The sequence below is a fragment of the Chloracidobacterium sp. genome (assembly GCA_016711345.1).
Lineage (GTDB): Bacteria > Acidobacteriota > Blastocatellia > Pyrinomonadales > Pyrinomonadaceae > OLB17.
Genome location: JADJTD010000001.1, coordinates 2,218,620 through 2,241,945, shown reverse-complemented (window position 1 = coordinate 2,241,945; position 23,326 = coordinate 2,218,620). Strand labels below are relative to the sequence as shown.

Annotated in this window: 15 protein-coding genes; 8 read left to right on the top strand and 7 right to left on the bottom strand. The window is 50.3% G+C overall.

Annotated features, from left to right (window positions below; all coding sequences use genetic code 11):
- The first annotated feature begins 150 nt into the window (after positions 1–150).
- Together IPL32_09280 and IPL32_09275 are read left to right on the top strand one after the other, a co-directional pair.
- Positions 151–2,430 carry an ATP-dependent Clp protease ATP-binding subunit gene (locus IPL32_09280; GenBank protein MBK8466011.1) on the top strand — a complete coding sequence of 760 codons (2,280 nt, stop codon included), beginning with the start codon at positions 151–153 and terminating at the stop codon, positions 2,428–2,430.
- 63 nt (positions 2,431–2,493) lie between these two features.
- Entirely contained in the window at positions 2,494–3,312 is an 819-nt protein-coding gene (locus IPL32_09275; protein ID MBK8466010.1) for a hypothetical protein, read from the top strand.
- Between the two features lie 638 nt (positions 3,313–3,950).
- On the opposite strand, the gene IPL32_09270 is transcribed toward IPL32_09275, so the two are convergent.
- The 5 genes from IPL32_09270 to IPL32_09250 all read right to left on the bottom strand — a co-directional run bounded on the left by IPL32_09270 (position 3,951) and on the right by IPL32_09250 (position 12,493).
- Entirely contained in the window at positions 3,951–6,548 is a 2,598-nt protein-coding gene (locus tag IPL32_09270; GenBank protein MBK8466009.1) for an Rne/Rng family ribonuclease, read from the bottom strand.
- A gap of 1,145 nt (positions 6,549–7,693) precedes the next feature.
- On the bottom strand, positions 7,694–8,290 hold the full coding sequence (locus IPL32_09265) for a hypothetical protein (GenBank protein ID MBK8466008.1): 597 nt from the start codon (positions 8,288–8,290) through the stop codon (positions 7,694–7,696).
- A gap of 219 nt (positions 8,291–8,509) precedes the next feature.
- A complete protein-coding gene (locus tag IPL32_09260; protein ID MBK8466007.1) occupies positions 8,510–10,591 on the bottom strand; it encodes a tetratricopeptide repeat protein in 2,082 nt (693 codons plus the stop codon).
- 95 nt (positions 10,592–10,686) lie between these two features.
- The gene (locus tag IPL32_09255) at positions 10,687–10,983 is read right to left on the bottom strand and encodes a Dabb family protein (GenBank protein ID MBK8466006.1); all 297 of its coding nucleotides are present in this window, start codon (positions 10,981–10,983) and stop codon (positions 10,687–10,689) included.
- A gap of 1 nt (position 10,984) precedes the next feature.
- On the bottom strand, positions 10,985–12,493 hold the full coding sequence (locus IPL32_09250) for an amino acid decarboxylase (protein MBK8466005.1): 1,509 nt from the start codon (positions 12,491–12,493) through the stop codon (positions 10,985–10,987).
- 160 nt (positions 12,494–12,653) lie between these two features.
- Here IPL32_09250 and IPL32_09245 point away from each other — a divergent pair, with 160 nt between their 5' ends.
- From IPL32_09245 to IPL32_09225, 5 genes are all read left to right on the top strand, one after another.
- Positions 12,654–13,886, top strand: a complete 1,233-nt coding sequence (locus IPL32_09245) for an ABC transporter substrate-binding protein (GenBank protein MBK8466004.1) — start codon at positions 12,654–12,656, stop codon at positions 13,884–13,886.
- Between the two features lie 78 nt (positions 13,887–13,964).
- The gene (locus tag IPL32_09240) at positions 13,965–14,882 is read left to right on the top strand and encodes a branched-chain amino acid ABC transporter permease (GenBank protein MBK8466003.1); all 918 of its coding nucleotides are present in this window, start codon (positions 13,965–13,967) and stop codon (positions 14,880–14,882) included.
- A 1-nt stretch (position 14,883) separates the two neighbouring features.
- Positions 14,884–15,936: a branched-chain amino acid ABC transporter permease gene (locus tag IPL32_09235; GenBank protein ID MBK8466002.1), complete on the top strand. Its 1,053-nt coding sequence runs from the start codon at positions 14,884–14,886 to the stop codon at positions 15,934–15,936.
- Positions 15,937–16,710 carry an ABC transporter ATP-binding protein gene (locus IPL32_09230; GenBank protein ID MBK8466001.1) on the top strand — a complete coding sequence of 258 codons (774 nt, stop codon included), beginning with the start codon at positions 15,937–15,939 and terminating at the stop codon, positions 16,708–16,710. It abuts the gene before it with no gap.
- On the top strand, positions 16,710–17,414 hold the full coding sequence (locus tag IPL32_09225; GenBank protein ID MBK8466000.1) for an ABC transporter ATP-binding protein: 705 nt from the start codon (positions 16,710–16,712) through the stop codon (positions 17,412–17,414). The genes IPL32_09230 and IPL32_09225 overlap by 1 nt, the downstream gene beginning before the upstream one ends.
- Before the next feature lie 108 nt (positions 17,415–17,522).
- Here the strand turns inward: IPL32_09225 and IPL32_09220 are convergent, their stop codons facing one another.
- Positions 17,523–20,072, bottom strand: coding sequence for a hypothetical protein (locus IPL32_09220; GenBank protein ID MBK8465999.1), 2,550 nt, complete (start codon positions 20,070–20,072; stop codon positions 17,523–17,525).
- 207 nt (positions 20,073–20,279) lie between these two features.
- A complete protein-coding gene (locus IPL32_09215; protein ID MBK8465998.1) occupies positions 20,280–22,277 on the bottom strand; it encodes a peptidyl-prolyl cis-trans isomerase in 1,998 nt (665 codons plus the stop codon).
- 158 nt (positions 22,278–22,435) lie between these two features.
- Between IPL32_09215 and IPL32_09210 the strand changes: the two genes are divergently transcribed.
- On the top strand, positions 22,436–23,287 hold the full coding sequence (locus IPL32_09210; GenBank protein MBK8465997.1) for an NAD(+)/NADH kinase: 852 nt from the start codon (positions 22,436–22,438) through the stop codon (positions 23,285–23,287).
- The last annotated feature ends 39 nt before the right edge of the window (positions 23,288–23,326 follow it).

Genomic DNA, 23,326 nt, shown 5'->3' with positions numbered 1-23,326 from the left:
TGGAACACTCGGGACAGTTTGGGATACAGTGAGATTAGTCACCCAAATAATAGGCTTTCCGGCACTCGCGACAAAGTGTTATAGTGGAATTTAGGCACAACCTTCCACGCCGGCCCGCATCATAGTTTTTAGTTTTTCTACAAGGGAATTATGGCAGATATAGACGCATACAAAGACAAATTTAGCGAGAGCGGGCAGCGAGTTTTGGAAACGGCATTGGGCGAATCCAAAAAACGCGATCAAAACTACGTTTCTATCGAACACATTTTGCACGCAATTGCGTTTGAAGAGGACGAACTCTTTACATCCACAATGCGTGACCTCGCTGTTGACCCGCGTTCGGTCAAATTGCTGATCGAAAAAAGAATGGAAGCCGGCAGGCAGCACAGTGGCAAAGGCTATCGCATCGCGCCTGAGACAACCGAGCTTTTTAAGCGTGCGATGGATCGTGCGCGTTCGCAAGGGCGCCGTGTGATCGACGGCAGTGATATTTTTTACGTTCTATCGAACGACGAGCGCAGTGTGCTCAATGACGTATTACAGAATTTGGGAGTGCCATCCGACGAGGTCGCTCAGACGGCCCGCACGCGAATTAAAAAGCGTGAAAAAGAAGAGGAACGCGTCCGCCAAAAATACGAGTTGCCCTCGTTTCTGCGGCATTTTGGAGTTTCTCTGAATAAACTTGCCCGTCAGGACAAGATCGCACCGACGATCGGCCGCGAGCGGGAGATCCTGCAAATGATCGAGATCCTTTCGCACCGCGAACGTTCCAATTCACCGATGTTAGTTGGTGAGCCGGGCGTTGGTAAAACAGCGGTCGTCGAAGGACTTGCGCGTATGATCGAACTTGAACCTGAAAAGGTTCCCGCACGTCTTCGCAACGCGCATATTGTTCAGCTTCAGATGGGCGGACTTGTTGCCGGCACGATGCTTCGCGGCATGTTCGAGGAGCGTATAAAAGGCATCATCGACGAGGTCAAAGAGAAAGATCACATCATTCTCTTCATTGACGAAGCTCATTCGATCATTGGCGCAGGTGCGGCGATGGGAACAACATCGGATGCGGCAAATATGTTCAAATCGGCGCTCGCGCGCGGCGAGCTGAGGATCATCGGTGCAACTACGATCACCGAGTACAAAGAATATATCAGCGACGACGAAGCTCTTTCACGGCGTTTCCGCCTTGTGAAAGTTGACGAACCTAGCATTGATGAAACGAAGGAGATCCTGTTCGGCATTCGCCCGCGTCTTGAGAAAAATTATTCGGTGACGATCTCCGACGAGGCCATAAACATGGCACTCGAGATGTCGCCAAAATATATCCGCAATCTACACTTGCCCGATAAAGCGATCGGCTGGCTCGACACGGCTTCGGTCAAGGTCGAGATCAACGAACCGCTGGAGATGACCGTGCTCCCCGAACACATCATCGACGTCATTTCTCAGGAATCGCGTATCCCTAAGGATATGATCTATCGCGACACATCCGACCGCTTTTCAACAATGGAAGCGGACCTGGGAAATCGTGTTGTCGGGCAGACGGACGCGGTTCGCGCGGTTGCCGAACGACTTCGCCTCAACAAAGGCCCGCTGAAAGAAAATCATTATGCGCCTGATGGTGTGCTGCTTTTCTTAGGCCCGACCGGCGTCGGCAAGACCGAACTTGCAAAAGCTGTTGCCGAATTTATGTTCGGCGATGAAGGCAAAATGATCCGCATCGACATGAGCGAATACGGAGACGGCACGATCGGTATTGAAAAGCTTATCGGAATGCCGCGCGGCATCGTTGGCTCTGAGCGCGGGGGCATCTTGACCGAACAGCTTCGCGACAATCCTTACACCGTTTTGCTGCTCGACGAGGTCGAAAAAGCGTCGCCATACTTGATGAATATTTTCCTCCAGGCTTTTGACGAAGGCTGGATCACAGACGGACGCGGTAAGAAAGTTTATCTCTCGGACGCGATCGTCATCATGACCTCGAATCTGGGCTCGGACAATTTCAAAAAATACGAGTCGCCGCTCGGTTTCGCCAATAATCCCAGCGGCGATATGAAACAGATCCGCAGCGACGTAATGAAGGCCGCCGAGACTCGGTTTACGCCTGAATTTCGTAACCGTATCGACGAGATGATAATCTTTGCTCCGCTGACAAAGGATGAGGTACGCGAGATCGCCAAGCTTTATCTGACCAAGATACAGCGAAACATGGAGCGTCAGGGCAAGCTCGTTGAGATCACCGAAGCCGCCCTTAACCTGCTCACCGAGAAAGGCTTTAGCCAGACATACGGCGCACGTTTCCTGAAACGGCACATCGACCAAAAGGTAAAACTGCCCATCACAAACGAATGGAAGGCCGCGATGAAGTTTACCGTTGACGCGGTTGATGGCGAGATCACGGTAAAAGCGGGCGAGATGTTCAGCCTGAACTAAACCTTTATTAAATTTATTGCATCAAAGGCTTCGGTGATAATATTTCATCGAAGCCTTTTTATTATGAATCGATTTCTCTTACATACTTTTCAAGCGGTTGCGTTGTCTTTCTTTGTAGTTACCTATTCGTGGATCGCTTACGCTCAGACAGACACGAGTAAAAGTGATTCCAAAGAGAAAGCGGAGTCGATTATTAAAAAAGCGGTTCAAAGCCTCGGCGGTGAAAAGTATTTGCAAGTCAAGACGCAGATCGGACGCGGGCAGTTTAGCTTGATGAAGGAAGGCTCGCTTATTTCGTATCAATCTTTTACTGATGTCATCGTTTTTCCTGACAAAGAGCGCACTGATTTTAAGGGCGGCGGTTCGCGATCAATTCAAGTTAATAATGGCAGTACTGGTTGGTTGTATGACGACAGCTTAGACGTAATAAAGATTCAGAACGAAACTCAGATCGCCAATTTCAAACAGGGTATTAGGACGAGTCTCGACAATCTGCTGCACGGCCACTGGAAAGGCGATGGCGAACTGACTTATGTCGGCAAACGCGCTGCGACGCTGGGCAAGCGTAACGAAGTTGTAAAACTCACTTACAAAGACGGCTTTACGGTTGAGTTCGAATTCGCAGCCGACGACGGCCTGCCGCAAAAGGCACTCTACAAACGCACGAACGCCGACGGCGAAGAAGTCAAAGAAGAAGACCGCTACGCGCAGTTCCTGGACATCGGCGGCATAAAGACGCCATTCATCGTTGACCGCTGGACAAATGGCAAACAGTCTTCGCGAATCAACTACGAGTCCGTCGATTTCAACAAACCGATCCCTGACTCGATCTTTGCAAAACCCGCAAACCCCAAAGACGCCAAAAAAGATCTAAAACTCTAGAGGCTATGAATTAGCTAAAGCCGACTTCGCCCACCGCTCCATTTATCGTATAGCCACCAAGCACAATATATCAGCAAATCATAGAAGGGGACGTTCAGCCAGAGACCGAGGAAGTAGCACTGAAGATTCCGGGCCATTTCATATAAGGCCACGTCATCGTCGGGTAAGGTCTCGATAGCGAACACACAGTATGAACAGAGGAAGGCCGGTAAATTCAAAAGGCGGACCAAGAATACGGGCATACTGTCCACGAAAGACGCATTGGCATAACTGAGAACTAGGCCGGCGCCAAGACAAATCAGGATGCGGGATCTACGCCGCTCAATGAATTTTGGCAATGTTCCCTGATTAGACATCAAAACCACCGCACGCGTAGCACCAAACTACTTATTAACACCGATCGTTTAACACCGATGGTCGTTGATAATACACCAATCTCGGTCTGTCGGCGAAAAGATTCACGCCGGAGTGTAGAAGATTCACCTGATACAGCGACCTAATTCACTTGGTGCGTTGAAAAGATGTAGCTGGTGCAGACGGTCGTTGTAGCTGCCACAGATAGAAGATGTAGCAATGCAGATAGCCGCGAATATCACAATGACATTCGCGGCTAAAAAATTCCTTACGCTTTGCTCGGTTTAGACAAACGCAAAATCGAACTGTGCCTGATGGACGGATTTGTCCGAGGCGATGTCGATGTGGCCGAGATAGGCTTCGATCTCCTCGAGCACCTCGCGTTCGTCGTTGCGCAAGGCCTTGGCAACATCCGGGTGAACACGCAGCGTCGTGTGCCGAACATCGTCAAGATGCTTCGAAAGGCGGCGGGCCTCGGCGAGTATTTCATAAGCCGTTGTAGTCGGCGATTTGACCCAGCCGGCGCCTTCGCAATATTCGCACGGGGCACACATGACACGCTCCAGCGACTGTTTGACGCGTTTGCGGGTCATTATTATCAGGCCGAAATCGTTGAACGAGAGAACCTTGTTGGGCGATCTGTCGCTCGCGAGAGCTTCCTGCAGCGCCTGAGAAACTTTGTTCCGGTTGCGACGGTCGTCCATGTCGATCAGGTCGAGCACGATGATGCCGCCGAGGTCGCGAAGGCGGATCTGCCGCGCGATCTCATCAACTGCTTCCATGTTGGTTCGCGTGATGGTGTCTTCGAGACGCTGATTGCCTTTGCCGACAAATTTGCCGGTGTTGACGTCGATCGAAACGAGAGCTTCGGTCTGATTGATGACGAGATAGCCGCCAGACTTGAGCCAGACGCGGGGCTTGAGAGCTTTGTCGATCTCTTCCTGGACGCCGTAATACTCGAGGATCGGCTCGTCACGGGTATAAAGCTTGACGCGATTGACCATTCGCGGCTGGATGAGATTGATAAATTCAACCGTGCGTTGATATTCCTCATCGTTGTCGATGCGAATGGCCGTGAAATCGCCTGCAAGTTGATCGCGCAATATTCTCTGAACAAGATCGAGGTCCTGGTGAACGATAGCCGGCGACTTTTTCTTTTCGGAGTTTTTCTTTGAGTCGGCCCACATTCGAGCCAGGTATTTTGCGTCGTTTCTTAGATCTTCCTCGGAAACTCCGATGCCTGCTGTGCGAACGATAAAGCCGCCAGACGGGATCTCGGCATCCTGACGAATACGTTGAATAAACGTCCTGAGACGGCTTCGTTCATTCGAAGATTCGATCTTTCGCGACACGCCGAGATGCTCGATCGTCGGCATATATACCAAGTAGCGTCCCGGCAAAGCGATGTGCGAAGTGATACGAGCGCCTTTCTTTGCGATAGGCTCTTTAGCGATCTGAACGAGAATTTCCTGGCCTTCTTTTAGAAGATCCGATATCGTCGGCTGCGGACCGCGATTGCCACGGTCGTTGCGATCAAAACGTTTGCCGCTGCTTGATTGACGATCGCGATTCGGACGATCATCGGCCGGACGATCTCCACTTGGACGCTCGTTATTAGGTCTATCACCAATCGGTCTATCGTTGCGGCCTCTGCCACCGCGCCGACCACGGTCGCGATTATTATCACGGCCGCGCGGACGATCATCCGATTGTTCGCGATCCTGCGGAGCTTCCTCAGGGCGATCCTCGGGACGGTCATCCGGACGCTCGTTGCGGACCTCTTCGATCACCTGAGGTTCTGGCTCAGAAGCTTCAACCTCAATAATCTCAACACTTTCTGATGTTTCGTCGAGAGTTTCCTCGCCGTTAGCCTTGGGCTTTCTGCGACCTCGTCCACCCCGGCGAACTGCCATTTCGGCTTTACCATCTGATTCTTTATGGCTGGCCTCGGCATCGTCTTTAGTTGATTTTTTGGCCTTGGGCTTTGCAAACTTCCCTTTTGAAGCAGCTTTTTTAGCAGGTTTTTTGGGTTTTGCAGGAGCAGTTTCTTTATCAGGAGCTTTTGCTTTGGATTTTGCACGGCCTTTTGCGGGAGCGGGCGTTTCTTCGTCCTCATCGGCGATGCGTTCGAAGCCGCCGGCATCACTACCGACTTCGGCGAGAAGCGATCCGACCTCAGCAGCGGCGGTAGTTTCCATATCAAATTCGACCGCGCGAACGCGATCAATTATGGCTTCCTGAACATATGCGTCCTTGAACAGATCGCCTGTATCACTGTCATCGCTATCGCTGATGCGTTCGAAGCCGGAATTATCAAACTCGATCTCGAAGATCGGAGCGGACTGAGCGTCAGGTTCAACCGATTGTTCGCGATCTTTTTTGCCTCGGCCGCGACTGCGTTTACCTTTTTCAGGCCGTGAGTCGGGCATTGCTTCGGGCTGCGGTTCATTGATCTGTGCTGGTTCATCGGCAGGTGAATCCTCGATCGGATCAGCAGTTGCGACCAGAGGCTCAGCAAGCTCCTGAACCGATTCCATCTGCTTTTCACGTTCAATGCGGGAGCGATCGATCTGTTCATTTGCCTCGCGTTTAGCCTCTTCGGGCGTGGATTTTTTGCCCTTTTCGATGATAATTCGCTCGATCTCTTCTTCTTCATCAAAGAAGTCGGTCACATACAAAAACGCATCGCGCTCGAGCCCGATATCGACAAAGGCCGACTGCATCCCGGGCAGCACACGCATCACGCGGCCCTTATAAACATTGCCTACGACGCCTGCATTTTCCTCGCCGCGTTCGATATAAAATTCAGTGACCTTGCCATTATCGAGAATGGCGATCTTCTTTTCGCGTCCATTGACGCTAACGATCATTTCTTTTGACATACAAAAATTGTTTCCTCAAATTGGGTATATAAATTGCCCATTCGTTTGAAGACGGAGAGTGTGTTCAGATGTGGAATTGTTGCAGACTAAGGGTTTAGATCGAGCGAGGGAAACGCGCGCGTTGTGGTTTTATAGCTTGGTTTTGGAAGCAAAGCCCCAAAATGGACAAGTATTGAAATTTTTTCACGCAGGAATCTCGGTTTAGAAAAGCAACGCTGCCTTTCACCTAACGGGGAGCACCAAATCTCATGTTACGAGATCGTGCCTCAGACCCTTAGAACTCGCTAAACTTAAAGACCTCAGTCTTTTGCAAAAATCTTCTGAACGTCTGCTCTCTCCATCGCGATAACAAACCGCAAACGTGGCAAACCTCGGTCAGTATAAACAAAACGAAGGACTTAGTAAACAACTAAATGCAATTGTCAGTTTGTCCGTTGTCAGAGATCGGATGGCAGAATCGTGAGAATGGACCTGTGAACTGATGTAAATAACGATAATAATGCCGGATGTCATCGACGACGGTGTGAATCGACGACAAGAAGCATCAACTCACGTCAAAACTGGCGTAATTCCAAGCTAAATATATGATCTGCAACGACTTACCGATAAACGGCCGGAAATGCGCCGTTTCTGTACCCCAAAAAGCCATCGCAGACCCTCAAAAAGCCATCGCTGACCCCCCAAAAGGCCATCGGAGAAATTTCATATTCACGACAATTTCAGGTTTAAAAACGTCGTTTTTTGCGATTTCCACTAGTCGACCACCGGTTAGCTCCGCCATATTCGCCGCCTCGCCCGCAAAACAGCCGATTTAGCGACCACCGTTGACCACAGAAAGGCCTCGGCATGCGCTTTCAGAGTTACGCCTTTAGGCGTGATGCTCGATCTAAAACCTCACGCCTAAAGGCGTAACTCTGAACGCAATTCTTTTGCGGGCTTCTGCATCCGGGATCGATCGGCACCGCCGTAATGGCCTATCCCGACGACACGTATCGAACTATAGGCAGAAACGCGACTGCAAAGGAGCGTGCGTTCGGCCGAGAAGTCTCGTCGCCAAGTGCACGCTCGTTAACACTCGCGTTTCCGCCCGTATCGAAAAGGAAATGTCGTCAAAGAATGGCGTTGATGGATCTCGACCGAGTTGCTTAATGATTTTGCAGTTTGCATGGATGCCTTTCTCTTTCGCCCCAGGGCATTACATAATAAAGAGCCCTTACGAAATCACGGTTTGTAATTATTTCTCCTTCGAACCAAATGCCGTAACGCATGGCAGTTTCATTGGGAAACACATTTTCTGCCTTTGCCTTTGAGGGCGGAAACACATCTGTCTTCTCGGGAGTTTGATAATAGCAATAGTACGTGCCTGCGTTTGGACAGCGAACAAGCCGATCTGAATCAAACGTGAAACCTGAAAGAGGTTTTGGGTGTTTGAACGAAACGCTGTATCGAAGAACTGTTCCATCGGGAACGTTCATCCGATAAAAAACGTCTCGGGCATCACATTGTTTTTCAGAATAGGTAACCCGAATGAGCGTTTCGTCGGTTCGGTACACGTATCGCTGGGGAAGTACCATCTCGAATTCTCCCAGTTCGTCACGCGTCCCCTTTCCAAAGATTTTTTCGAAATCCGCCCTTGTCGATTTGAAAGGAAGCAGTCCTTTCCAGCCGTCCTCGATCTTCTGAGAAAAGGCCGGAATAGAAAGAATTAGCGATAGGAGGGTGGTTGCTATCAATACTTTCATAAACTACTTACTATGTGGCGCCTCGGGCGTGTTGGACGCGGCAGGCTTTCAGCTAGGCGGCGAATTTGCCAACGTCGTTGATGATACACCAACTTCGATATTATCAACGACGTTTTTTTGCAGAGGCCTGCGCATGAGCGAGGGCTTAACATTCGGCGTTGAGTGTTAAGCCCTTACTTCGTGCGGGCTTCTGCAATAGGTCTTTACGGCGTTGGCGGCTTAGTTTACCGCCGTGGTTTGTTTTTCCTTGGGGTCGTAGGGCGCGGCCATGTACTTTTTCACGGAATCTTGGGCGTTGTCGTAATTATCGCCGAGTGTTTCTGCGCGTTTGTAGGCGGCGGTGGCTCTGGTGCGGTCGCCTTTGGCGTCGTAGGCGTTGCCCATTTTGATGTTGGACCAGACGGAAAGCCATGCAGGATTGAGGTTGCCGCTGAGTGCGGCCTTGAAATTATCGATCGCAAGGTCGAAGTTGCGTTGTTCGAGAAACAATAGGCCGAGGTGATAGTAAATCCACGAATTTGAGCGGTCTAGTTTCAGAGCGGCTTCGAACTGCGTCTGTGCTTCGACGTAATTGCCCTCCTTAAATTGTTCGATGCCACGGCGGGCGATCGACGAAACCCGCAGATCGGGCGAGATACGAAGAAGTTTATAGCTCGGATCTATAACGACTGCGAGCGGTTTGCCCGTAGATTCGATATTAAAGTCGGCGCTCGCGTCTTCCATATCGAGCGTGACCGTCTTTAAGCCTTCATCGCCTTCGGACTTGAGTCGGACGTCAACGGGCAGCCGGAGATTGTCGTAATTCTGCTTAACGGTGCCGCGAGCGACGAATTTGCCGCCGCGTGTGCGCAGGATAAGATAATCGCTCGTAAACTCAGGCACGCCCGTGCTCTCGACCCAACGGGCAAAGAAATATCGCATATTGTTTCCGGCAATTCGTGAGCTGAGCTTTTCAAAATCGTCGATCGACGCGCTCTTACCGCGAAACTCCTGCAAATAGGTCTTCAACAACTGATCGAATTTATCAGCACCAAGCGTGTCGCGAAGAAGCTTGTAAACAAACGCCCCTTTTGCATACATGATGTACTGGTAGCCGATGCTTTGATCGTCAAGACTTGCCGGCGCACGCAAAAGCGATGCAGTTTGCTCGAATGTAAGTGATTTTTCGAGCAGTTCGCGGCGGATCGCATCAAGCTTTGCCCCGTCAAGCTGGCTTTCACGCAAGCTAAATGCACTATATTCAGCTAACCCCTGCGAGAGCCATGCATCGTCAAATGATTTCAGCCCGACGGTCAAACCCCACCATTGATACGCCGCCTCGCGTTCCAAACGATCTTTCGTGACATCACGGCCCTCTTCAAACGGACGCTGTGCGACAAAGAGCATGCCGCGCGACGAATAAAAATCGAGGCTGTCATCATCGATCTGGACAACCGTCAACCGCTTGCCGCTGGCCGGTTCGCCAAAACGCTTGGTGTAGTAGTCGAGCGCCTTACCCAGCGTTTCGCCGTAGGTCGAAATAAGTGCGTCGCTTCCCGGCTTTGCAAAAAACTGCAATTCCTGATCGGCGATGCGCATCGTTCTTGGCACATATTTGCCGTACGCAAAGTTTCCCGGCAGTGCCGGCGTTGATTGAACAAACCGGTATTTACTTCCCGTGGTTGCTACCGCAGAATCGCTGTAACCGACAACCTGAAATCCTGCCGGTATCGAGATCGTAATGTCCGAAGCCGCGACATCCGCCGCATAATCGTGAAACGGGAACCACCGAGCCGCATACATTAAATAACCCTGACCGTCGCCGATGTAAGCAAGCCGTTTAGACAGCAGCGGGCCGCCAGCAGGACCATCAAGAATGCCGTTGTATTTGAAACGAAGCACGACCGGCGTTCCTTTCAATACAGTGTCACCAAGATCAATACGGACGTGCGGGCCGAGATCAGTGCTGTTTGTTTGGTCCTGGATAAAGGTTATCGGGCTTTGCGGAACTGTTTTGGGCTGAACAGATTTGATCGGAGGCTTTGGCGCAGGAGCAATAGCCGTAGGTTTATCAAGCCGCGTAACGCTTTCAACTTTAAGAGAGCCGTTCAATTCGAACGCGACGGAACGTGTATCTTCGAGCGGCGTGAAACTGACATCGACGGTCACGTTCATCTTTCGCTCCGTCGGCATCAAGGACACGTCCATCACATAGTTTGTGACGTCAAACGGGGCACGCTTCACCGCCTGCGCCAACGTAGGAATTGATAAAACGGTCAACACAGCGGCCGCTTGAAATACGTTTCTGATGATCTTGTTCATTTCGATAATCCGCAAAATATCTTGTAAATATGCTCTGGTTTGATGTTAGCAGTAACAAAATCGTTTGCTATTCTGCTGTGCTGACACAGTTTTCGCTACTCGGATCGATAGAAATCCACTGAAACGACCTTTTCTGCAATTTCCCTGCCCATCGCCGCAACTTTTTGATGCTCGGGGTGATCATTGTATTGATCGAGCGCCGCAATATCTGCAAAATGAGAAACGAGGCCCGTGTCGAACGAGCGTTCGAGATGCAAAACATCCTCACCAACATCAAAACTCAGGATATTGGGTATCAGCGACGGCAAAGCGCGCAGCTTAGCTCGATGTTCATCACGCAATTCGGCTTCGGTCTCGGCTTTATATTTCCAGCAAACGATGTGTATAAGCATATTATTTTTGTTCCAATTGCACGGCTAATTGCCGATTTAACAACTCCCAGACTTTTAACAAGTGTTTTTCTTCAACGCGAATGCTGCCGACCGAAAGCCGCAGCGTGTATTTACCATTGAGTTTTGTATGAGAAAGATAAGCATCGCCGGATGCGTTTATCTCATTCATTATTTTTTCGTTCAGGGCGTTCAATTTCTCGTCGGAAAGGAACCCAGTCGCTATCGCTCCCGGTTCTGACTCGGCAAGGCCCTTACTTACGTGCGGGCTACTGACACGAGCACGAAAACAAACAAGGGCAAACGGCACTGGCGCGAGCAGCTCGAAATCCGGCGAGTCTTCAACCCACGATGCAAACAGTCTCGCAAGACGGCAGTGCTCACGAAGCCGGGCAATAAGGCCTTCGCGGCCAAAATATCGTATTACGAACCACAGCTTCAACGCCCGAAAACGTCGTCCAAGCTGAATGCCGTAATCCATGCCGTTCTTTACAGCGGGCTCATCGGTTGTCTTGAGATATTCCGCGACCAGCGAAAACGCGCCTTTCAATTCGTTCAGGTCCTTACAATACAAGACCGACAGATCGAAAGGCGTGAACAGCCATTTGTGCGGGTTGACTACGATCGAATCCGCTCGTTCCCATCCTTTGAAATACTTTTGAAATTCGGGAACGATCGCCGTCGATCCGGCATAGGCCGTGTCAACGTGAAGCCAGATGCCATATTTCTCGCAGATATCAGCAATTGCATCGACCGGATCGACGCTTGAGGTCGATGTTGTGCCGACCGTTGGGATCACGCAGATGGGCACAAAACCATTTTCAATATCGTCTTCTATTGCCTCAGCCAGTTTTTCCGGGATCATTTCAAATGCAGCGTTGCACTCGATCTTTCGAAGCGAACGCAATCCAAGGCCGAGCGTAATTACGCCTTTATCTATCGACGAATGGACGTGTTCGCTGGCATAAACGCGTAGCAAAGGCAGATCATCTCGGCCGCTCATGCCTTCATCGCGAATGTGAAAGCCTGCCCGTTCACGAGCCGCAGCGATCGCGTGCATTGTCGAAACCGATGCCGTGTCGTAAATAATTCCTTCAAAATGCTCAGGCAGCGCCATCATCTGCCGCAGCCAGTCGAGCACTACATCTTCGAGCTCGGTCGATGCGGGCGACGTTCGCCAAAGCATCGCTTTCATATCGAATGCCGCCGTCAGCATTTCACCAAAAACGCCAACCGAACTTGTCGAGGTTGCAAAAAGCCCGTGAAAATTTGGATGGTTCCAATGCGTGACCGATGGAAGAATTAGCCGATCAACATCAGCCAAAACGTCGCCAAAATCCTCGCCTTGTTCCGGCGCGGACGCCGGAAGATTATCCTTTAACCAGTTTGGCTCGACCTGTGCCAGCACCGGAAATTCGTCAATATGCTCAAAATAGTTTGCGATCCAATCAACTACCTCGTAACCATATTTGCGGAAATCTTCGGCAGGCATGTCGCCGAATTCCTTTTTCATAGCTGTCTTTAAAACCTCTCGTGATGAGATTTTAGCTGATAGATGTTCGACACGCTATCGGAATCGGGTATAATGCCAATTAAACTTTCCCCGGAAAAGCGCGTATCAAATCCGGTAAGGTATCTTAATTTATTCAATTCAAACAGACGGTGAGGAATCTATGACCAGAGTTCTTTTGACTATCACTTTAGTTTTTTCGATATTTTGCTCGTTTGCCTGTGTCCAGAAAGGCGCAAATACATCGACGTCCACGACAACCGGCGACACTATAAAGGTCGGCGTTTATGGCGATCTTACTGGACAGACATCCAGTTTTGGCCAATCGACAAAAAATGGCATCGAGCTTGCCGTTGAAGAGATCAATGCCGGCGGCGGTGTAAACGGTAAAAAGATCCAATTGGTTATCGAGGACGATCAAGGCCGGCCGGAACAGGCTAAGACCGTCGTTTCCAAACTGATCAGTCAGGACAAGGTCCAGGCTGTACTCGGCGAAGTTGCCTCGACAAACAGTCTTGCCGCTGCACCGGTCGCCCAGGAAGCAAAGATACCGATGATCACGCCTTCGTCAACTAATCCGAAGGTCACCGAAGTTGGCGATTATATTTCGCGCGTCTGTTTTATCGATCCGTTCCAAGGCTCGGTTATGGCTAAGTTTGCTGCGAATACGCTCAAGGCTAAGACGGCTGCGATCCTTGGCGATGTGAACTCGGACTACAGCAAAGGCCTCACGCAGTTTTTTGAAGAAGAGTTTACAAAACTCGGCGGAAAACTTGTTGCTAAAGAAGCCTATACGCAGACTGATCCTGATTTTAAGGGACAATTGACAAAGATCCGTAACCTAAAACCCGACGTTATCTATATCCCGGGTTATTACGGCCAGGTCGGTATTATCGCTAAACAAGCCCGCGAGCTGGATATGACGATGCCGCTTTTGGGCGGTGACGGCTGGGATTCACCTGAGATATGGAAGCTAGGCGGCGATTCTTTGAAGAATACATTTATCTCGAACCACTATTCGGCCGAGAATCCGGCTCCTGAAATTCAGAATTTTGTAAAAGCGTATAAGGCGAAATTCAATGTTGAGCCTGATTCACTTGCGGCTCTTGCATATGACGCGGCTAAGGTTTTGGCAGATGCTATCAAGCGGGCCGGCGGCACTGATTCGGTAAAATTAAAGGACGCGATCAACTCGACCAAAGATTTTGCCGGCGTAACCGGAAAGATCACTATCGACAAAACACGTAACGCGGTCAAACCCGCCGTTGTTCTGGAACTCGATCCGGCGTCAAGTAAATTGAAGTTCAAGGAAACGATCTCGCCGGAAGGCTCGGCTCCGGCAGCCAACACGGGTTCAAATACGAATACGGCCGCCGCAGCAAATTCTAATAAGTAAGTCTTGAGTTCAAAGTCTTGAGTCTAGGTTTGATTGTTTCGACTTCAGACCCTAGACTCAGGACTCCAAACTCGCTCTATGGATACTTTTGTTCAACAGTTGATCAATGGCTTAACCATCGGTTCTATCTACGCGCTGATCGCGCTGGGGTACACTATGGTTTACGGCATTCTTCGCCTTATAAATTTTGCTCACGGCGATATTTATATGGTCGGAGCCTATGCAGGCTTTATCCTTGCGACTTCGCTCGGATTTGCCTCTGAACCGTCAGCCTTTGGGTTTGTCGTGACGCTCGTTGGATCAATGGCGATCGCCGCCGCAATAGGCATGGCGATCGAGAGATTTGCGTATCGTCCGGTTCGCAAATTTTCTAAGATGACGACGCTCATTACCGCCATCGGAATGTCGCTGCTTATCGAATACCTATTTGTATTTATTTTCTCAGGCACTCCGCGATCGTTTCCCCAGCTTTTACCAAACAGCAACATAACCTTGTTTGGCAACGCAACGATCTCAACTTCGCAGATATTGATCTTTGCAGTCTCGATACTGTTGATGATCCTTCTTCAGTGGATCATCTTTAAAACCAAGATCGGAAAAGCGATGCGTGCGGTCTCATTTAACATCAACTCAGCAAAGTTGATGGGCATTAATACGGATTTTGTTATTGCGTTTACGTTCGCATTGGGCTCTGCACTGGCAGCGGCCGGCGGTGTGCTGACCGCACAATACAACCCGAAGATCGAGCCGCTAATGGGCATCATGACTGGCCTTAAAGCGTTCGTTGCTGCCGTACTTGGCGGTATCGGAAACATTCCCGGCGCCGTTCTTGGCGGACTGCTGATCGGTGCGGCTGAAACTTTGGTTGTCGGCTACGGAAGCACAATTGGAATTCCGTCCACCTATCGAGATGCTGTGGCTTTTGCGATCCTTATTATCGTTCTTTTGGTTCGCCCGGCTGGATTGCTCGGATCGAACGTCCAGGAAAAAGTTTAAGATGACTTCGTCAATCAAAACTTTCGGAATTGCAGCCGTGTGCATCGCGGCGTTCTATGTATTGAACGCCATGATGAGCAGTACCGGTTTTTTTGGTGTCGGTATTGATGATTACCAAGCTCGCCTGTTTGCTTTCATTGGCATCAACATTATTCTTGCGACCTCGCTCAATCTGATCAACGGGTTTACCGGCCAGTTTTCGATCGGCCACGCAGGATTTATGGCCGTCGGAGCTTACGCATCCGCATTTTTCACGGTCACGTACGGAAAAGCGATCGAAGGCTCATTTGGATTTCTGGGTGAGACTGTTGCGTCGAGTTTGGTTCTGTTAATCGCGATAGTTATCGGAGCGATCGTCGCAGCTTTAATGGGCTTGATCGTCGGTATTCCAAGCCTTAGGCTAAAAGGCGATTATCTTGCTATTGTAACGCTCGGTTTTGCCGAGATCATCCGCATTGTCATTCTAAATATCGATGCAGTCGGCGGTGCGACTGGCTATCAGGTTTCGGGTTACGCTAATTTTTTGTGGATCGGGATCTTCGCTCTTATTACGGTCGTTGTTATTCGTAATATTGTCCGGTCCGACATGGGACGAGCTCTTATCTCTATCCGCGAGGACGAACTTGCAGCAGAAGCAATGGGCGTCAACACGACGCGTTATAAGGTAACGTCCTTCGCTATCGGCTCGGCATTTGCAGGCGTTGCGGGCGTGCTGTTTGCTCATTACAACAAGTTTCTAAGCACCAACGATTTTCAGTTCATCAAATCATTCGAGATCATTATTATGATCGTCATCGGCGGTATGGGATCGATGACAGGTGCGATCCTCGGAGCGATAATTGTGACTCTGCTGCCCGAACTTCTTCGCCAGCTTCCTGACATTCAGATAGGTTCGACGGTGTTTAAGTTTGCCGATCTGCGGCTCGTTATCTTTGCTCTCATCTTGATTATGACGATGATCCTCAGGCCGCAAGGCATTTTGGGAACCTCTGAACTAGGTGGTTTTCTAAAACGTTTTCGCCGTGCAGACAAATCGACGGGAGGTTTGTCGTAAATGGCCGAGAACGGAAATTATATTCTCAAGACGGACAAAGCAACGATCAAATTCGGCGGACTAACGGCGGTGAACGAGCTGACTATGGAAGTCAGCCAAGGCGAGATCTATGGCCTGATCGGGCCGAATGGAGCCGGTAAAACAACGATCTTTAATCTTCTGACAGGCGTTTATGTGCCAACGTCAGGTGATATTCGAATTGGCGGAACTCGCGTCAACGGCCTGAAACCTTATCAGATCTCGCGGCTTGGAGTTTCGCGTACGTTTCAGAACATTCGCCTCTTTCCTAGCATGAACGTTCTCGAAAACGTCATCACAGGCTGTCACCGCCACGCAAAACAGAATCTTATGGACGCGGTATTTCGGCTGCCGCGATATTTCAAAGACGAGAAGGAACACCGTGACTTTGCTCTAGAACTGCTGCAGATATTTGATCTCGAAAAATACAAGGATGAGGGCGGAACAAGTTTGCCGTATGGCAATCAGCGACGCCTGGAGATCGTTCGAGCACTCGCGACGCGTCCGCAGCTTTTGTTATTAGACGAGCCTGCCGCGGGAATGAATCCTTCGGAACAGCAAGACCTTATTGAGCTTATTAAAAAGGTCCGCGACAAATTCAATTTGACCATAGTCCTCGTCGAGCACAACATGCGCGTCGTCATGGGCGTGTGCGACCGTATTCAGGTTGTCGATTATGGCAAATCTATCGCTTTGGGATTGCCGCAGGACGTCAAAAATGATCCGAAAGTGATCGAAGCGTATTTAGGAGACTGATGCTTACTTTAGAAAATGTTTCAGTCAGTTACGGTGCTATCGAAGCGCTAACGGACATCAATCTGCACATCGAGCAAGGAGAGGTCGTGACGCTGATCGGAGCTAACGGTGCGGGGAAAACGACTACTCTTCGCACTATCACAGGCTTGCTCGATCCTAAGGAAGGCCGCGTGATGTACGAAGGCAAACAGATCAGCGGCGTGGCTGCTCATAAGCTTGTATCGATGGGCATTGCGATGTCGCCGGAAGGCAGAGGTGTTTTTGCAAATCTAACGGTTCGCGAGAATCTCGAAATGGGAGCCTATATCCGCAACGATAAGAAAGGGATCGCCGATGATATGGAACGCGGATTTACGTTGTTTACGCGCCTTAAAGAACGCGAACAGCAAAAGGCCGGTACACTTTCGGGCGGTGAGCAGCAGATGCTTGCTATGGCAAGGGCGTTGATGTCGCGTCCGCGGCTGTTGTTGCTTGATGAGCCTTCGTTGGGATTGGCTCCGCTGGTTGTTCACTCGATCTTTGAGGCGATAGACGAGATCAAGGCAGAAGGCACGACCATCCTTCTCGTCGAACAGAACGCAAACGCCGCTCTACATCATTCAGACCGTGCCTACGTCCTCGAAACCGGCCGCATCGTCATGCAGGGCAACTCAAAAGAAATCGCCCAAGACCCGCGTGTCAAAGAAGCCTACCTCGGCGAGTAAGTCTTTTTATTCCAAGTATTAAACGCGGATTGAGCGGATAAGGCAGATTGCCGGATATAAAAATCCGTATTTATCCGTCTCATCCGCTCAATCCGCGTAAAAGAATGCTTATCTTATACCTATTTTAACTCGCCCATTGAGCAAAGTCGCTCGCATCTCACCGTCGTTGAACAATATCCGTTCCCACGTCAAGGGCGACACTGAGCCGCTTTCTCCGACAGCGGTAAATTTCAAATTCAACAAAATACCGTTGCTGTCTATCGGCATTGCTCCGTAAACTGCAACCCTCAAGATGCCGGGTTCCTGTGCATTGGCTGCGAAAGAAAGGCCTCGGCAAACCGTTCCGCTCAATTCAACTACATCAGTGAGTGGCTGAATCACTTTCGGATCGTACCGCAGATCGAATTCATAGGAAACGACTCCCTTGTCCGCCACGCCGTTAACCGTAACCGGTATCACGATCTGCTTGCTAACCTCACTCACAACGTCTGGAGCTGAAACCGCCACATTTCGCACCGGTCCACTGCCTAAAGGCCTCGCTCCGGTGTTTGTCCAGTTGCCCGAAACCTCGCCCATTAATATTGCGGTGTAATCCTGGCCTACAAGACTGCCAGAGATCGCAGGATAAGTCCTGCTAGTTGGAGTAGTTCCAACCGGAAATGGAACATTGGGAACGGTAAAAAATCTCCACGTGCCTGTCGTTCCAGCCCCAGGTGATGAGGTGACAAACCGTGCAATCTGTGCCGCGTCGAACGACTGGATCACGCCATTACCACTAACGTCAGCCGCAACCAACTGATTACCTGTCAGGGCATTGATAGCCGTAACATGAGCCGAAACCCTCGCTGCATCAAATGAATTAATGGCATTGTTATTCCCACCTACTTTCGAAGGTGTGACCGTATAAGGTCCAGACCCAAAGATATCAAGCGCATACCGTCCCGCTGTCGGCCCCGGTGCGTCGGTCACAGCCGAGGCCGCAGGTGAACCGGCAGCGGTCAGCAAGACATTCGACACAAAACGCGGGTTAGGCAGGCCTATCGCATTGCCGTAAGTCACAGTTCCGCTAATGAAAGGCGGAGCCGTCGGAGTGGGTGTCGCGGTCGCCGTATTTGTTGCCGTCGGAGTGTCCGTAGCGGTACTTGTTGGCGTAGCCGTGTCTGTCGGCGTGTTTGTAGCCGTGTTTGTAGGCGTATTCGTTGCCGTGCTTGTTGGCGTATTTGTCGGCGTCGGAGTATCAGTCGCGGTATTCGTCGCTGTACTTGTCGGGGTGAATGTTGCGGTACTTGTCGCTGTTGGTGTCGGCGTGGCGACGGTAAAGCTGCCGTTGGTCAAATTCACAGCAGGCATGCCTTCATTGAACATAAAACCGACATGCGGAAGCGAAGCCGGATCGATGTAATCTTCAAAAACAAGGGGCGTCACCTGTCCCGGCGAGCCGACCACATTAAATCTTAGATTTAGCAGCGTTCCAGAACCCGACAGGTTAGCCGCCTGAAATGCGGTAAGGATCAGATGGCCGGGAAATATGGCATTTGTCGCGATGGACATACCGCTCGACAGTGTTCCGACCCTGTCAAACGCCGGTGAAGCAGGCTGCACGACCGCCGGATCGAAGGTAACTTGTAAGTCGTACGAAATTATCCCTTCCCCAGTCGAGTCGCCGACAGTGATCGGTACCGTGATCAGCGAACCCGACAACGCGCTCACATCCGGCAGCGACACCGGTATAGCTCCCGCAGGAGTAGCTGTTGCTGTTGAGGTCGCTGTATTTGTCGGAGTCGGAGTAAAAGTTGATGTATTCGTCGGTGTCGGGGTAAATGTCGCCGTATTTGTAGGTGTCGGAGTAAAAGTGGCTGTCGCCGTATTTGTCGGCGTAAAAGTAGGAGTAAAGGTCGGGGTAAATGTAGGCACGAACGTCGGTGTGAATGTTGGTGTGTTCGTAGCCGTATTTGTTGCTGTCGGTGTAAAGGTCGCCGTATTTGTTGGTATGGGTGTTTCGGTTGCCGTATTTGTCGGCGTTGACGTGTTTGTTGCGGTCGGAGTAGGTGTCGCAACCGTCACGCTTCCGCTTACTTCGATCACAGCAGGATCGCCCTCATTATATCGAAAGCCCGGATGCGGATTTGAGCCGGGATCGACCCAGCTTTCAAAAATCAACGGGCTGGCCAGCCCGGGCGAACCGATGACATTGAACCTTAGAAACAGTACCGTTCCGGCACCTACTAGCGGCGTTCCCTGAAAGGCCGTTATGATGAGGTGTCCGGCGTACATTGTGTTCGCCTGTACCAGCATGCCGCTGCTTAAGGTTCCCGTCTTATCAAATGCCGTTGTCGCTGGCGTCACTATCGCGGGGTTAAATGTTACCTGCAAATCGTATGAGATCACTCCGAGGCCGGTCGTGTCGCCGGTGGTAATCGGCACAACGATAACGGAGCCTTGAGGTGCGGTCACATTTGGCAAAGATACCGTTACCGCTGTTGTAGAATTTGTTGTATTGGAGAAAAGAGCAGTGATCGGACTCTGAAAACCAAATATCTCACTAACCTGATAACCAGGACCCTGACTTAATTCATCTTTGCCATGTGCGGATAATGTTGTGCTGCTGATAATTACAGCAACAGCCAAGATCCAAACACAAAAATATCGTATCCTCATCCTTTTTCTATTTACTTTTATGTCGGATGTGCCTAAAACTGCCAAAGATCGCACACTTGTCGGGTATCCGTAAGGATATACGTTAATGCTGATTTCTTCAAGGAAAAAATTGCGGCGCAACACAAAATTGACACGAAAGTCCCTATTAAATGAAAAATGGAGAATTCCCGCGGAATTCTCCATTCTCAGTCAACTTATTTTCGTATGTTACTTTTTAACTGTGTTGGCTGCCGGCGGTGCATTCGGGTCGGGAGCATCGATCTTATCGAGAGCATCCTTGTATATCTTGATATACCCGGCTGTCTCAAACTTGTGTTTTGTGGCCGCCATGTAATCGGCAAAAACTGTGCTCCGCTTTCTTGCCTGCATTTGCTCGATCAAGTTGCTGCGTTGTTTTGTGAATTCGGCATTGTCCGCGTCTTCGCGGTTAGCCACGCCGACGATGACCCAATTATCGCCAACCTTAAGAGGCGTTTTTGTGACTTCGCCGTTTTTCATCGCGTAAATAGCATCTTCGAGGGCTTCATTAGTGCCGGCCGTTGGACCTTCGCCAATCGGTGAGCCGATAACAAAGCCTTTCTGGTCTTTGGCTTTCAATCCCTTACCGGTTGCGGCGGAATCCAAAGCGGATACACTCGTCGCACCGGTTGCTATCTGTTTTGCGATCTCCTCGACCTGAGCTCGGGCCTTTTCGGTCTTAACGGTCTCTGTGACCTGGGCCTTTACCTCGTCAAACTCAGCATCTCGCGGTTCTTTCTTGTCCACGAGCATAGGTATTGCAAAACCGTCTTTGACCGGGGTTTTGTCACCGACATCGTTCGGATTTTCAAGCGTTGCGATGCCGGATTCGAACTGCGGCGAGGTTCCGATATTAGGCACGTCATCGCCGGGCTTAACGTAACCAGTCTCGCGAACCATGTCCGTCGCACTCATATTAGCCTGCCCAGCAAATTCCTGAGCGGTCTTTTGCGGGTCTTTGGTCACTTTCAGTGAATCGGCAACCTTTTGAGCGAGCTCGGCGGTCAGCGAATAGGCTTTCCGGTTTCGCAACGAAACTTCAAGTTCCTTTCTGGCTTCCTCAAAAGACTTTGGCACGTCTTCGCCGCGACGCAGGATGAAGTATCTGCCCTGGTAGCTGATAGGTTCTGTGATATCGCCGGGCTTCATCCTAAGGAGCCGCTGGTAAGGATCATCCTTTTTGTTCGGATTCTCTTTTACCGGCCCGGGAAGTTTGCCGCCGAGCGATGCGGTCGCGGGATTCTCCGAATGACCCTTTGCCATTTCTGCAAAGGCTTCCTCGGTGACGGTTGTTCCGCCCTCCTTCAAACGGGCAACCAGATCGCTGGCCTTTTCCTGGATTTGGCCGTCAAATTCGGGCTTTGCAATACGGAGAACGATCTCCTGCCCCAGTACGCCTGCCATCTTCTTGTCCGGTGCCAAGCCTTCGTATTCCGTCTGTAATTCCGAATCCTCGATCTTAAGCTTTTCGCCCATTTTCGAAGTGTTTACAAATACGTAGCGGATCTTCTTTTGGGGAACGCTAATGTAGTAACTTTGTTTATTCGCCGCGAAATAGTCTTTGAGTTCCTGATCTGTAGGCGTAATGGTCTTGGCAACGTCGGCACTGCTGACCGAAACGTATGTCAAGTCGAACTTCGTGTTCCTTCGTTGAAAATCGTCAAGCACTTCCTGTTCGGAAACAGTCACGCCTGACGTCAAAAAAGCTTCGAGTTTCTTCGAACTGAGATCGTCGCGAACACGCTGTTCATAACTTTGGATGTTGCCGTACATCTCGATCACATTCTGCTCGTAAACTGCCTTATCAAACGGTTTAGCATCCTCACCATCACCCTTGTACTGTTTGTATATCTCGTCCGCAAGCTCTTTGTCCGACGCAGTTAACCCCAGACGCTCCGCCTCGATACGGCGAATGCGGCCGTCGATCAGTCCGTCGAGAACGGTCTTTGTCGGCGAGCTTTGTCCGCGCATGAAACGGCTCATATTCTCTTTTTGACGGACGATCTCGCCAATGCTGATATTATTACCTGATACCGAGGCGGCTGTATCCGTGCTTTGAGACAGATTGGCCAAGCTAGTGCTGCTCTGCGGCGTGTAGAAGAACACAAGGCTGCCAACCATCAATATGGCGAAGAGAAAAAGAACAAAATTGCGTGTCTTTTCGAGACGGGTGAAAAATCTTAACATCTGTTGATACCTATTTCTTACTTAATTGACATTAGGGCGAACCGCCATTCTAGCAAAAACAATGGCGATTTCCAACGTTTAAACTGCCATCCTGTGGAAAAATTACTTGAAGTTTCGGCATAATTGATTGATTATTAACGAGATAATTGAACACGCGCATGGTCAGCAAACAGATAAAAACCGTCGGAATAGTAGTAAAACCAGGCCACGCCGAAGCCGGCAGGACCGCCGCCGAGCTGTCCGCGTGGCTAAGATCGCACGGCATCGCCCAAGCTTGCGAGCCCGTTTCGTCAGACGAAATTCATGGCGATAATGCTCCATCAATGACTGCTGACCTTGTTGTCGTGCTGGGTGGCGACGGTACGATGATATCGACGGCGCGACTTATCGGTGATGCAGATGTTCTGGTTTTAGGTATCAATTACGGCAGCCTCGGCTATTTGACCGATTTTCGTATCGAAGAAATGTTTCCCGCTCTCGAAGCGATCATCGCCGGGCAATACGACGTCGACCGTCGCGTAATGCTCGACGCCGAACATTGGCACGGCACGGAGAAGTTGGCGAATGGCCGCGTGCTTAATGATGTCGTGATAAACAAATCAGCACTTGCACGTATTATCGACATAGATGTAAAACTGGATGAGCTTTTTGTAAATAGATTCCGAGCCGATGGCCTCATTGTTTCAACGCCAACCGGCTCGACCGCATACAACCTCTCCGCCGGCGGCCCTATCATTTACCCGTCGATGAACGCCGTCGTCCTAACGCCGATCTGCCCGTTTACGCTAACAAACCGTCCGCTCGTCGTTCCAGACAGCGCCGCGATCGAACTAACGCTCGTCAACGAAAACGAAGGCGTCGTCCTCAGCCTAGACGGCCAAACCGGCTACCCAATGAAAGCTGGAGACCGCGTAGTAATCCGTAAAAGCGCAACTACATTCAACCTAGTCCAGCCGACGAATAGAAATTATTTTGATGTTTTACGAGATAAATTGAAGTGGGGACGTTAAGAATTTTTACCGCAGATGGACGCAGATAAACACAGATTG

Coding starts and splice junctions, on each gene's coding strand:
- IPL32_09220 (MBK8465999.1), bottom strand. CDS start 20,072: ATGAGGATACGATATTTTTGTGTTTGGATCTTGGCTGTTGCTGTAATT.
- IPL32_09210 (MBK8465997.1), top strand. CDS start 22,436: ATGGTCAGCAAACAGATAAAAACCGTCGGAATAGTAGTAAAACCAGGC.
- IPL32_09230 (MBK8466001.1), top strand. CDS start 15,937: ATGGCCGAGAACGGAAATTATATTCTCAAGACGGACAAAGCAACGATC.
- IPL32_09225 (MBK8466000.1), top strand. CDS start 16,710: ATGCTTACTTTAGAAAATGTTTCAGTCAGTTACGGTGCTATCGAAGCG.
- IPL32_09245 (MBK8466004.1), top strand. CDS start 12,654: ATGACCAGAGTTCTTTTGACTATCACTTTAGTTTTTTCGATATTTTGC.
- IPL32_09240 (MBK8466003.1), top strand. CDS start 13,965: ATGGATACTTTTGTTCAACAGTTGATCAATGGCTTAACCATCGGTTCT.
- IPL32_09255 (MBK8466006.1), bottom strand. CDS start 10,983: ATGCTTATACACATCGTTTGCTGGAAATATAAAGCCGAGACCGAAGCC.
- IPL32_09265 (MBK8466008.1), bottom strand. CDS start 8,290: ATGAAAGTATTGATAGCAACCACCCTCCTATCGCTAATTCTTTCTATT.
- IPL32_09260 (MBK8466007.1), bottom strand. CDS start 10,591: ATGAACAAGATCATCAGAAACGTATTTCAAGCGGCCGCTGTGTTGACC.
- IPL32_09280 (MBK8466011.1), top strand. CDS start 151: ATGGCAGATATAGACGCATACAAAGACAAATTTAGCGAGAGCGGGCAG.
- IPL32_09275 (MBK8466010.1), top strand. CDS start 2,494: ATGAATCGATTTCTCTTACATACTTTTCAAGCGGTTGCGTTGTCTTTC.
- IPL32_09270 (MBK8466009.1), bottom strand. CDS start 6,548: ATGTCAAAAGAAATGATCGTTAGCGTCAATGGACGCGAAAAGAAGATC.
- IPL32_09250 (MBK8466005.1), bottom strand. CDS start 12,493: ATGAAAAAGGAATTCGGCGACATGCCTGCCGAAGATTTCCGCAAATAT.
- IPL32_09235 (MBK8466002.1), top strand. CDS start 14,884: ATGACTTCGTCAATCAAAACTTTCGGAATTGCAGCCGTGTGCATCGCG.
- IPL32_09215 (MBK8465998.1), bottom strand. CDS start 22,277: ATGTTAAGATTTTTCACCCGTCTCGAAAAGACACGCAATTTTGTTCTT.